Here is an 11,932-nt window from a genome sequence, read left to right as displayed (position 1 = left end):
GCAACCGCGAAATTGGAACTGACAACCGAATAGTTGGAACAAGCAACCGAAAAATTGGAACTGACAACCGAAAAATTAGAACAAGCAACCGCGAAATTGGAACTGACAACCGAATAGTTGGAACAAGCAACCGAAAAATTGGAACTGACAACCGAAAAATTGGAACAGCCGTCGGTAAAATTCCAGGCCTTACCGCTAAGCTGAAAAGCAAAGATTCAAGGCTTATACAGTTCAATAAATAAATGGTATCTGGTATCAACAACCATTTCAAAAACAAACGTAAAGCTGAATCAGGACGCAGCGCTACTCAAATACATCAACAAAAAAATCAAATAAAACAGTTTTATTATGTCATATACCAAACCACTAAAAAAAACAACGGCATCTGCAACTCACGCCATAAACGCACTAAAACAATAATATCTGTAAACTGTTTTTATATCTTTATAACCGATCAAATTAATTCAAATACCAACTCAAATGCCTCGATCATAAACAGCAACGACTTTCATTTTTCACCAACTAACATCACAACCAAATCCACTTTATCAAAAAATTTTTCCAATCGACCTTAAACCAAATCTTGCATTGCCATGAAAATAGTAACTGCCCAAATGATAAAAAAAATAACATTACCGCTCTTATTTCTGAGTTTTGTACACGTTGTGGTTTATTCGCAAAATGGCTCAGTAAATATCGACACAATCTATTTCAATATCGATGCAAGTAAGAAGTTGATATTGATAAATAAAAAACCTGAAAACCTGAATTCTTTGGTCCCTGAATCAAAAACAAAAATAGTCTCAAACAATATCAGCTATTCCTTTATCTCCCCAGTGCCGCAATTCAAAACTGGTAAAGCATATAAAGTAACTGACGCTCAAAATGTAACCTACAACTTATATTTTACCGAACTGCCAATAATAAACATCAATTCCCGGAACACCATCGTCGACGAACCCAGGGTATTGGCTCACTTCTCGATGACTGAAACCGATGGCAGTTTTATCGAAAATGCAATAGGTATTGAATATCGAGGCGCATGGACGCAATCGTTACCAAAAAAATCTTTCCGAATCGAATTTTGGGAAGACAACATGGGTAACGAAACCATGGATGTGAGTCTGCTGGGAATGAGAAATGATGACGACTGGAATCTACAGGCCATGTATAACGAACCTCTTAGACTGCGTAGCAAAATTAATTATCAGTTATGGCAAGATATAAATACCCTCTATTACGCCAACGATGAGCCAGATGCCATAAATGGTGTCAATCAAATGTATGTTGAGCTGTTTGTAAATAAAAGTTACCAGGGTGTATATGCCGTAAGTGAAAGAGTTGATCGAAAACAACTCAAATTAAAAAAATTCAAAAATGACCAAATCAAAGGAGAACTATACAAAGGCGTTAGTTGGGGCGCTTCTACATTTTCCAGTTTACCACAATACAATAACTCGATGAAAATTTGGGCGGGACTGGAATATGAGTACCCCGACGAGAATATTAACTGGGAAAACATATATCAATTAGTCGATTTTGTGATAAATGAAGATAGCATCTCTTTTTACAATAGCTATCCCGATAAATTCAATATAATCAACGCCGTCGATTATTTCATTTTTCTTAATCTGTTAAGAGCAACCGATAATACTGGAAAAAATATATTTATCGCCAGATATAATAGCAACGAACCATATTTCTACATCCCCTGGGATTTGGATGGCACCTTCGGTATAATATGGAATGGAACAAAAGACAATACTTTCAACGATATACTGACAAACGGGTTATACAAACGACTCATATTGGATAACTCAAATAATGGCTTTCTCGAAAAACTGAAACTTAGATGGAACGAATTAAGAACCAACGCTATTACTTTGGAAAATATTATAGGCCGTTTTAATGCACAATTCAACTACTTAAATAGAAACGGTGTATATGAAAGAGAATTAATGGCATGGCAAAACTGTGAATTCTTTGATTATAATAATATTCAATATACCAACGAATGGCTTAAAAACAGATTGATATATTTAGACAAAATTTTTAATAACCCGCTGCTGATTACAAATATCAACCAATATAAAACCATCGATAACTTTGAATTTAAAATATTTCCCAATCCGGCAAATAATTATGTTTTTTACAGTGTTAACAACGACAACAGTTTGATTGAAAAAATATCCATATTCGACATTTCAGGACAACAGTCTGTTATTTGTGCCGCCAACAAATGCAACGGTAAAATTGATATTTCAAATTTCAAGAACGGGGTTTATGTAATAGTTGCCGATTTCAAAAATGGAGATAGAAAAGTTGAGAAACTGATTATTAATAAGTAGTGCTTGCCAAAAACTCCGAGGATAAATAAATAAAGCTCATTTTTTAGGCTTCCGAAGCTAAAAAAACATGAATTTACTCCCGTAAACAACTATTTTGCGAGCAAGTATGATGCAAAAAATGTATAAACTGCAAACTGCATATATTAAAACAGCTACACGCACATAATCTATTTCAGCTGCTTATAATTTGTTTGTTAAGGCTACATGGAACTCACCTGAATGAATCATCCTACTATGTGTGAAGAAATTCCCATGGCTCGTTTTAGGTGTAAAAAACAAGCCCCTATAGTCATTTATGTCTATATTTCTATATATAAACTACTTACAACTTCAATACATGATTTTCATCATCAGAGAAGCTCCATTAATCAACATTTTTTAACCTTTCGTCAATTTTATAAAAATATCGCATTCCGAAAATAACCATTTTGTTATATTTATATAATAAATATTTATTGTTATGAAAAATGCTTGTCCAAACACCCCCAAATGCCCCATTTTTAATGGCATACTATCTGGCAAAGAAATGACTGCTAATTCATACAAACGGCAATATTGCGAAGCAGGTTACGCCAGATATACTATGTGTAAAAGATTTCTGTCAAATAAAGAATTCGGTGTCTGCCCACCCGATTTATTGCCAAACAGCCCATTATCAGTAGAAGAAATTGGCATGCGGTACAATTTGGTCGTTTCCGGGAATAAATAAACAAATTGGTTATCAATCACTTAAAACAACCAAATTTTTACTGAAATATCAAAATACTGCAACCAACGTTATGTCTTTCAAATCATTAAAATGGCATAGAAGCTTCACAATAAAGCAACCGTTAGGACAACAAATAAATGGTGCCTGTCTAAAAAAAAACAGGCACCATTATAATTATTATTCGCTTTAAAATTGTGCTTTAACCGACCCCTCAAACGTTCAATTTTCAGTGTAGCAAAATTCTAATCTTTCCAAACCGCTAAAGCTCCATTTTCAAAAAACAACTCTTTGTTATTATAAACCCATCGTTCAGAGATGCCATGATTTTCTTTTTCTCTTACAATTTCAATGGGTTCGCCAAGGCTAAGTTGAGCCATACGTTGGGTCATTCCTATACAAACTTTATTTTGCAATATTCGTTTGGAAATAAAAGCCCCATATTCGGTACTAACCTGATTACTCAATTCCTCTTTCCGCTTTTTATTAATCTTAACATTTCGTTTGATACTTTGATCTGATACATAACCAGGCCCCGATTGCGTTTGGCAGAGCCAATAGTTATCAAGAAACTGAAGCAAAACTATTTCGGTTCCGCTTGCCAGTGTATCTATATCCAACGCATCAAAGCGAGGAGAAACTTTTAACTCTGTTGCTTTCAGAGTAAGTGTTTTCAACGGATTTGGAAAAAAAGCAACAGTATCCTGACTTTTAATATGTATGCAACAAAGCAACAATAATGCAATTAACCCAACATATCTCATCCCTCAAAATTTAAATGTAGTCCTAAAATGTTTGTCTGGGGCAAATATAGAAATGGATCATTGCATTGTCAACTTTTTTTTGACGAATAACACTTTTTACCTTATGAACAACCTCCTTCGCACACATAAAAAAATTACTAACAATCAGTATTTCAAATACTTTTGGCGCATCTCATCATACGTTTCTAATTCCTTTTTCCAGCTGGCTCGTATCGACTGTTCACTCATTCCTTCCTCTATTTGACGAATCAACAAGTCATTGCCAACCAAAAGGTTAAACCATCGCTTCCTGGAAATAAAATTTTTATCATAACCCGAAAGCTGATAATATTTAATGAAATAGCTAAGGCTAAATCGCTGCTGGCCGGCATTCAGATTTCGCAAATCTTCGCCATAACAAATATTCCCTTCCTGAAGCGGTGATTTGGCCATACCTTTTATACTAACCGGGGTAAACGAAAAATCGCCAAAAGTCGTGTCGGGATAACCAATCACCTGAAACGGAAATAAAGTACCACGACCAATACTAACCTCTGTGGCCTCAAACAAACAAAGCGAAGGATACAGGCGTACAGATAAATAGTTGGGTAAATTTGGCGAAGGCGCTACCGGAATTTCATAAACTAAATCTTTGGTATAATTTTTAACCGGAATTACGCTGAGTGAGCACTTAATGCCATCTTTAAGCCAGCCTTCTCCATTAATCATCTCTGCCAGTTCGCCAACGGTCAGACCATGAACCAAAGGTATAGGGTGCATACCGATAAACGATTCAAATCCTTTTTGAAGTACCGGTCCGTCAATATAATCACCATTGGGATTAGGGCGATCAAGAACGATCATGGCAACATTATTTTCGGCACAGGCCTCCATCATATAGTGTAAAGTCGAGATATAGGTATAAAACCTGACGCCCACATCCTGTATATCGAAAATAACAATATCAAGACCTTCTAATTGTTCTTCTGTTGGCTTTTTGTTACTGCCATAAAGCGAAATAATGGGCAATCCTGTTTGCGCGTCTTTGCTGTCCTCAATATGCTCACCGGCATCTGCATCCCCTCTGAAACCATGTTCCGGGACAAAAACACGGTCAATATCAACCTCTCGCTTAACGAGTGTATCCAATAAATGAACCCCATCAACCAAAGAAGTGTGATTGACCAATAATGCAATTTTCCTTCCCTTCAGCAGGGGTAACCATTGATCCATTTGCTCAGCCCCTGTGCGAATCATCGTCGCGTCATCCGATGCCTTCCCGGCATTGGTGCAAGCTGTTATCATCAAAAAACAAAATAATAGTGTTATTGAATTTTTCATATGTTTATAATTTGTCTCTCAGTGGTCATATGGAACTCGCCGGAATAATCATACTTCTGTGTGTGAATCAATTCTCATGGCTCGTTTCATCATTCTACATGATATTTTTTGCCTGTCAATTAAGTCAGGAGTTTAAGCTATCGCTATAATTGTTCTTCTCTCGTATTTCATGATTTTCTTTTAATTCCAAAGGTTGGATTTATGCTTAAATACCTGATGATAACAAAACCGGGAATGGTGCAAAGCAAAACCCATATAAAGAAATTCAGATAACCGATAGATTCTTGTATCCACCCGGATATCATACCTGGCAACATCATACCTATGGCCATTATTCCTGTTGAAATAGCATAATGTGCGGTTTTATGTTTTCCATCCGAAAAATAAATTAAAAATAAAAGATAAGCCGTAAATCCAAAACCATAACCAAATTGTTCAACGGCTACCGCACTGCTGATAAGCCAGATATTTCCGGGGGTAAACCAAGCCAAAAATACATATACTACGTTAGGTAAATTCATGGCGATAGCCATAGTGAAAATCCAACGACGCAGACCATGTCTGGACGTCAAAACTCCACCTGCAATGCCTCCCAGCGTTAGTGCGATTATGCCAATCGTCCCGTAAATAAGTCCTACTTGCGATGTTGTAAGTCCCAAACCGCCTTTCACGGTTGCGTCGAGCATAAATGGTGAGGCCAGCTTGACCAGTTGTGCTTCACCCATTCTAAAAAATAACATGAATGCCAAAGCGGGCCAAAAATGAGGCTTTTTATAATACGACTCAAATGTTCTTATAAATTCTATAAATAGTTGCTTCCCGTTGGCAATGGAGCCCTGCTGGTCGGCCGGCGGATGCGGCAAAATCATTTTATGAAACAGGCAAAGTAACAGAAACAAAATTGTGATACCCCAAAAGGTGATGCTCCAGGCCTGTGCAATGTTACCTGTAAGATTCTCAAAATAACCGGCAACTATGACCAATAACCCCTGACCCGAAATCATGGCGACACGATAAAAAGTGCTTCGGATACCAACAAAATAAGCCTGATCACCATCGGTCAAACCCAACATATAAAAACCATCGGCTGCAATGTCGTGCGTAGCCGAACTGAATGCCATCAACCAAAAAAACGCCAATGTATATTGAATAAAATGAGTTGTCGGAATGGTAAACGCAACGCCGGCCAGCCCTGCCCCTATCACAAGCTGCATCGTCACAATCCACCATCGTTTGGTTTTTAGTAGATCAACCGTTGGACTCCAAAATGGTTTTATAACCCATGGAATATATAACCAACTGGTGTAAAGCGCAATGTTTGTATTCGACAGGCCAAGGCGCTTGTACATTATTACAGCAACAGTCATCACAATTACATACGGAAGCCCTTCGGCAAAATAGAGAGATGGAATCCATGCCCAGCCTGATTTAATATGATTTTCTTTCATCTGTTTATAATTTGTCTTTCAGTTGCCATATGGAACTCGCCGGAATAATCATTCACCAGTGTAAAAGATTACTCTCATGCTCGTTTCATATAATCGATACGATTAATTATATAACTATAAACTGGACAAGACACTTACGGAAACATTAAATAACAAAGCTCCAATATTTTGTCATCCCCCAATTTCAGGTACTGGTCGGTAAAGGTCTATGAGTGGTTTTAGATCTCAATACATCGCTTTCAATTCGGCGCCTCTAAAATAATGAAATAAAACTTCCTGATAAGAGTAGCCACGTGCACTCATAACGGCTGCCCCTATTTGGCACAGCCCCACGCCGTGTCCCCAACCGGCACCCGTTATTGTAAACGTTTGCGGAACTCCATTCTTAAAATCTGAAGTCTCAACAACAAATGCAGAACTATAAAGATGCGAATCAGACAATGCCTTTCTGATTTCCAACTCTTTTCCTATAATCTGAGTGCCTTCGGATCCTTCAATTTTTAGCAGGATGATGCGCCCGGAACTTCCACGCTCAACGGCACTCATCCTTAGGATATCCCCCAGCTGTAATCCGGCTTTATCTTTCAGAAGTGTTTGTATCCGGGGCTGACTATAAACAACCTTCCAACGGTAAAAATCACTTGTTTCGCGGTCGTAATCGTTAAGAACCTGCGACAATATTTTGGCATCATTGGTATTACAAAAGGCCACCGGCGACGACTTAATCCATTTTTCGGCGTTGGCTTCTACAGTGAGGTCGGGCAAGGCTTCTTTTTCGTCACTATCCCTTAAACAAATAAGATAGGGATGTTTCACAGGCTCCCACACATTTTCAAATTGTTCGGTGACACCTCCGCAACATTTGCTGAAACGGGCGTCGCAAATCCGTCCATCGTAGGTGAGCACCTGCCCCATGGTTGCTTCAACCGCATCTGCTACCTGTGCCGTGGAGGCTTTTGTGATACCCTGGTAACGCTGGCAATGATCGTCGGCGCATACATCATAATACAAATGATCTTCGCGGTCGTACCATTTAACGTGTTCCGAATCGGTGTCGTAACCGGTTAAATAGTCACCCTCATGTTTCACCGTTTCGCCTTTTTGAATTTGCGCCAGCAGCCAGCTCCGCGAAATAACAGCATGTGCTTTCAACAGCTCTACAGACGAAGTTGCACTCATCTCTGATGAAATAACACTAAGAAGATAATCTTCCAACGGCAACAAATTTACTGCCGTCAGCTGAGCTTCCTCAAATATCAGTTTCAAAGAGCCTTTAAACGACTGTTTTTCCGTGCGTTGCCAATGAAATTTTTTGCCAATAACAACGTCATAAATATCAAGTGATGCGGTATCATAACATTCAGGTTCCAAAATAAATGGCAATTGGGTCACTATTTCAGACTGTTCACTTTCAAGCTTCAGGTCAGTTCCCTGAAGCGAAGCACGATAAATCCCCTCTATTCGTTTGTTACTTTTGCGATGAATATAGGTGCCATTTAATTTGAATGAAATGACCCGCGCATTTAATATTCCGATGGATATATCTGGCTGCATAATTTTATGTTTAAAAATCAAATTCAAGGCTTGTGTAGCTCTAAAAATGTGAGTTTACTTCAGTAAATGACCATTTTGAGAGCAAGCGTAACGCGGAAGTTGGACTTTACAGCCAAACTCTAATTAGAGTCTGTCCATAAACTAAATGTTTGAAATATAAAGTTCAAATTCAAGGCTTGCCAAGTCATAAAAATCAAGGAGTTTACTTTTCGTAAATGACTGTTTTTATGACAAGCGTAACGCAGAAGTTAACTTTATAGACAAACATTAATTAATAATATTCATCCACTTCGATTCATCTATTGCAACTTGTTGAAAAATATCCCGAATCGTTCCGGCATCCAGTTTGTAAAAATCTTCTTCGCGGGGCGTGATCAGAAGCCCACCAAAATCAACCGATGCGGGACTGAGTAATAGTTGTTGCGACCCTTTGGCATAAAACTGTTGCGGCCGGTGTTTCCCGCGTAAAAAAATAACAATTTGCCATGCCGCGTCCTCCCAACGTGCCAATACGTTAACCATAGGTTCCGGCTCGCCGGGAATCTTTTTTATCAAATAATTCCAGACAGATTGAAACAAATCAATCATTAAACTCTCTTCATTTCCTTTAATCACAATCGCCTTTCTAAAACCATCGTCCATAGCCAGGACTTCATTGTAATGAAACTGCTGAATCGGAAACATCGGTATTGACTCCAATTCCTTCTCAATGGGCATCACACCCTTACTGCCTGCCTGAAAATGAAAATGATCGGGGGCTGAAGCTCCGCACTGGGGGCCATTATAGAAAATGGTAAAATCATCCAATGCTTTAGACAGCTGCAACAACGTTTTAAAATGACCTCCGAGACGTTGTTGGATATGATGTTTTTCAACGATGGTAAGGTGTTTAGGAAAAATGGGATACGGATTTACCAAAATTTCATACTCATCTGAAAAGCCAACATGCGCCTGCACTGCGGGCCGGTTATCTCCACACAAAAAGCAAGGACGTTGACTGATGGATGCGTTATCAACCTTTGCTGCCGACGATTGGATTCGATGTGGATTATATTGAACTTTTATCATTTGTTTGTTAACAACAATCTCACGCGTCAGAAGTCCTGCCAAATCACCATAATTGGTTTTAGCGAGCTCCCAGTCATTTAGCTGCGAAAGCAGCAGATTATTTACCGATTGTTGAATCGTCATAATTTCAAATATTCATATTTATCCGGGCCCATAATTCAATGGTGCGTAAGCGGTCTTTGTAAAGGTTATTGGCGTTGTTTTTTTCAACACTCAGGTCCGCATCGGAGTTACCCTCCCAACGACGACACAGATAAAGTGGTTCGTAAATACGACCGATGCGATATTCTCTTGAGAGTGCCAGACCTACAGCATAATCTTCTCCGTAACTGGTATTTGGAAATGTTATTTGACGTATTACCGGCGTATAAAACGCACGTGGCGCGCCCAGTCCATTAATACGCATGGCATTGTTCCGTCCATTGTCGTCGGTCCATTCCCGATGATCAATAAGTCCGGGGGGTAATTCTTCCAGCTTAAAATTAACCATTCGGTAACTGCCAATAACCATGGCGCAATTCTGTTGATAAAATGTATCAACAATAGTTTGCAACACCGATGAGTTGATGTACAAATCATCGCTGTCGAGCTGAACGGCAAACTTGCCGCACTGCGAATGAAAAATACCTTCGTTCCAACAACCACCTATACCCAGATCATCCCTTTCGGGAATAAGATGAACAATCTGCGGATTGTGCTCTGCAAACCGACCAATAACATCAGTAGTGCCATCTGTTGAATGGTTATCAATAATGATAAGATTAAAAGAGAAATTTGCACGCTGCGCAAGAACACTTTCAATGGCATTGCCAATGGTTTTTTTTCGGTTAAAAACAGGAATGATAACTGAGGCTTCCACGGGAAAATCCTCCTGCTCAAAAGAAATATTGGTCAGAGAAGGCTTTACCCATGCCCCAATTTCTTTGAGATGTTGGGTGCAGACCTGTTCCATTTCTATTTGTGCTGAACGATTCTTAGGATTTACATAGTCAAACTGTCTTTCGCCCTTCAACTGTATGGCCGCCTCATGCACCGTATACAAAAACTCAGGCAAACGAATAATTTTGTTTGCCTGCGAGATTTTTAGCCGAAGCTCATACAGCCCGGCATATTGATAATTATTGTTCATCCCCACAACAGCATCTCTCATAAGCGCCGTGTTAAAAAACAACAATGCACCGAAATCAAAATCATCGCGTAAGCTCCCTGGCTGATAATCGATGACAGGGTGCCTCTCAGCACGTCCGTCCGTCAGTTCTATATAATCGGAATAAATCATTCCGGCCCTGGTTATATTGGCAATATGACACATCCGTTTCAATGCGTGTGCGCCGGGTTGTAAAGGAGCATAACTGGTATAAAACAGCGTAAAGTCGGCGGAACTTTGTTTCGCTAAAGTCCTAATGGTTTCAGATGAGAATACGGCATCCGTTTGTAACCATTTTACAGTGTCGGTCAACACTAAAGTCTCTGGCAGTTCAGGTGCCAGAATGTATATTTGATTAACCAGAGGGTCTTTTTCCAGAGCAGTAATAGTAAATTTGGTGTCTTCAGCTGTCCCATAAGGAATAAAACAAGTGATTCTTTTAGCCATATTGCGCATCTTTTCGCGTGAAAAGTATAAATTTAGACATTTTTAAAATACGTACATCTGTCAAACAGATTCATTTATTTAGCGCGTGCCCGAAAACGCCTGTTATAAAACCGAAAGCTTTATTTCTAAGGCTCTCGAAGCTTAAAAAATGAACCTTTACTGATGTAAATAACCATTTTAAAAACGAGAGTAACGAAAATAAAAACGTTTTCTTGCTAACACTATTAACAGCACATTAGTTATATGATATTAATTGCCGATAGCGGCTCGTCAAAAACCAGTTGGTTACTACTAAAAGATGGAATTTCACAAGCCGGTCAAACATCAGGAATAAATCCGTTTTTTCAAAGTGAAGAAGAGATTTATCGCTTGTTGAGTGATAATTTTCTTTTGGAACACGAAGGAATACGTGAAATATGGTTTTATGGTGCAGGTTGTTCCAATGCTGACAAAAAAAACGTTGTTCTAAATGCTTTGGAACGCTTTTTTCACCCACAAATAATTTCCGTAGAAAGCGATTTACTGGGAGCCGCCCGTTCATTGTGCGGCCATGAACCGGGAATTGCCGCAATTTTGGGCACCGGTTCCAATTCATGCTATTACAATGGTAAAGCTATTACTAAACATGTAGCGCCATTGGGTTATGTACTGGGCGATGAAGGCAGTGGTGCCGCTTTGGGTAAACAACTGGTTTCGGATATTTTGAAACGACAGTTACCCAAACAGATCATTAGCCGCTTTGAACAAACCTATCAATTAACAACCGATGAGATTCTTAATAATGTTTACAAAAACAGTTTTCCCAATCGATATCTGGCTCAGTTTTCCGTCTTTCTGTACGAAAACAGAACAGAAGAGTGCATTCGCCAGTTGGTAAAAAGATCTTTTGTCGATTTTTTTGTTCGAAATATCCGGCACTACCACGAAGCTTCATCGTTACCGGTTCATTTCACAGGCAGCATTGCCTGGCATTTTCAGCCCATACTAAAAGAGGCTGCGACCCAGGCAGGCTTTTGTATCGGCCAGGTTACCAAAGAACCCATGGCCGGATTAGCGAAGTTTCATAGCACAGAAAAAACTAAAGACAATAATGGAAGTCTCAAATAATAAAACCTCTTAATACCTGCCCA

10 protein-coding genes are annotated in these 11,932 nt (G+C 39.0%); 4 read left to right on the top strand and 6 right to left on the bottom strand.

Annotated features, from left to right (window positions below; all coding sequences use genetic code 11):
• From ACT3CD_RS13505 to ACT3CD_RS13495, 3 genes are all read left to right on the top strand, one after another.
• Nucleotides 1-242 (top strand): hypothetical protein (locus ACT3CD_RS13505; protein WP_444646169.1); only part of this gene is annotated, 242 nt, incomplete at its 5' end.
• A gap of 351 nt (nucleotides 243-593) precedes the next feature.
• Nucleotides 594-2,348: a CotH kinase family protein gene (locus ACT3CD_RS13500; RefSeq protein ID WP_444646168.1), complete on the top strand. Its 1,755-nt coding sequence runs from the start codon at nucleotides 594-596 to the stop codon at nucleotides 2,346-2,348.
• Between the two features lie 460 nt (nucleotides 2,349-2,808).
• Nucleotides 2,809-3,057, top strand: a complete 249-nt coding sequence (locus tag ACT3CD_RS13495) for a hypothetical protein (RefSeq protein ID WP_444646167.1) — start codon at nucleotides 2,809-2,811, stop codon at nucleotides 3,055-3,057.
• 242 nt (nucleotides 3,058-3,299) lie between these two features.
• Here the strand turns inward: ACT3CD_RS13495 and ACT3CD_RS13490 are convergent, their stop codons facing one another.
• The 6 genes from ACT3CD_RS13490 to ACT3CD_RS13465 form a co-directional block, all read right to left on the bottom strand.
• Entirely contained in the window at nucleotides 3,300-3,818 is a 519-nt protein-coding gene (locus tag ACT3CD_RS13490; RefSeq protein ID WP_444646166.1) for a hypothetical protein, read from the bottom strand.
• A 144-nt stretch (nucleotides 3,819-3,962) separates the two neighbouring features.
• Nucleotides 3,963-5,138: an exo-beta-N-acetylmuramidase NamZ family protein gene (locus ACT3CD_RS13485; RefSeq protein ID WP_444646165.1), complete on the bottom strand. Its 1,176-nt coding sequence runs from the start codon at nucleotides 5,136-5,138 to the stop codon at nucleotides 3,963-3,965.
• Nucleotides 5,139-5,305: 167 nt separating this feature from the next.
• Entirely contained in the window at nucleotides 5,306-6,586 is a 1,281-nt protein-coding gene (locus ACT3CD_RS13480) for an MFS transporter (RefSeq protein ID WP_444646164.1), read from the bottom strand.
• A gap of 225 nt (nucleotides 6,587-6,811) precedes the next feature.
• A complete protein-coding gene (locus ACT3CD_RS13475) occupies nucleotides 6,812-8,140 on the bottom strand; it encodes a SpoIID/LytB domain-containing protein (protein WP_444646163.1) in 1,329 nt (442 codons plus the stop codon).
• Nucleotides 8,141-8,407: 267 nt separating this feature from the next.
• Complete coding sequence (locus tag ACT3CD_RS13470) at nucleotides 8,408-9,331, bottom strand: DUF4922 domain-containing protein (protein ID WP_444646162.1); 924 nt, start codon at nucleotides 9,329-9,331, stop codon at nucleotides 8,408-8,410.
• Nucleotides 9,332-9,335: 4 nt separating this feature from the next.
• Nucleotides 9,336-10,802, bottom strand: a complete 1,467-nt coding sequence (locus ACT3CD_RS13465) for a glycosyltransferase family 2 protein (protein WP_444646161.1) — start codon at nucleotides 10,800-10,802, stop codon at nucleotides 9,336-9,338.
• Nucleotides 10,803-11,045: 243 nt separating this feature from the next.
• On the opposite strand from ACT3CD_RS13465, the gene ACT3CD_RS13460 reads away from it, so the two are divergent.
• Nucleotides 11,046-11,909: an ATPase gene (locus ACT3CD_RS13460; RefSeq protein ID WP_444646160.1), complete on the top strand. Its 864-nt coding sequence runs from the start codon at nucleotides 11,046-11,048 to the stop codon at nucleotides 11,907-11,909.
• Nucleotides 11,910-11,932 lie beyond the last annotated feature (23 nt).

Origin of the sequence: Geofilum sp. OHC36d9 (assembly GCF_052400685.1) — a bacterium.
Lineage (GTDB): Bacteria > Bacteroidota > Bacteroidia > Bacteroidales > Marinilabiliaceae > CAZHHH01.
This window is presented reverse-complemented; position numbering and strand designations above follow the sequence as displayed.

What these genes read in the sequence shown, in the direction of transcription:
- ACT3CD_RS13500 (WP_444646168.1), top strand. Translation starts at nt 594, where the DNA reads ATGAAAATAGTAACTGCCCAAATGATAAAAAAAATAACATTACCGCTC.
- ACT3CD_RS13495 (WP_444646167.1), top strand. Translation starts at nt 2,809, where the DNA reads ATGAAAAATGCTTGTCCAAACACCCCCAAATGCCCCATTTTTAATGGC.
- ACT3CD_RS13490 (WP_444646166.1), bottom strand. Translation starts at nt 3,818, where the DNA reads ATGAGATATGTTGGGTTAATTGCATTATTGTTGCTTTGTTGCATACAT.
- ACT3CD_RS13485 (WP_444646165.1), bottom strand. Translation starts at nt 5,138, where the DNA reads ATGAAAAATTCAATAACACTATTATTTTGTTTTTTGATGATAACAGCT.
- ACT3CD_RS13480 (WP_444646164.1), bottom strand. Translation starts at nt 6,586, where the DNA reads ATGAAAGAAAATCATATTAAATCAGGCTGGGCATGGATTCCATCTCTC.
- ACT3CD_RS13475 (WP_444646163.1), bottom strand. Translation starts at nt 8,140, where the DNA reads ATGCAGCCAGATATATCCATCGGAATATTAAATGCGCGGGTCATTTCA.
- ACT3CD_RS13470 (WP_444646162.1), bottom strand. Translation starts at nt 9,331, where the DNA reads ATGACGATTCAACAATCGGTAAATAATCTGCTGCTTTCGCAGCTAAAT.
- ACT3CD_RS13465 (WP_444646161.1), bottom strand. Translation starts at nt 10,802, where the DNA reads ATGGCTAAAAGAATCACTTGTTTTATTCCTTATGGGACAGCTGAAGAC.
- ACT3CD_RS13460 (WP_444646160.1), top strand. Translation starts at nt 11,046, where the DNA reads ATGATATTAATTGCCGATAGCGGCTCGTCAAAAACCAGTTGGTTACTA.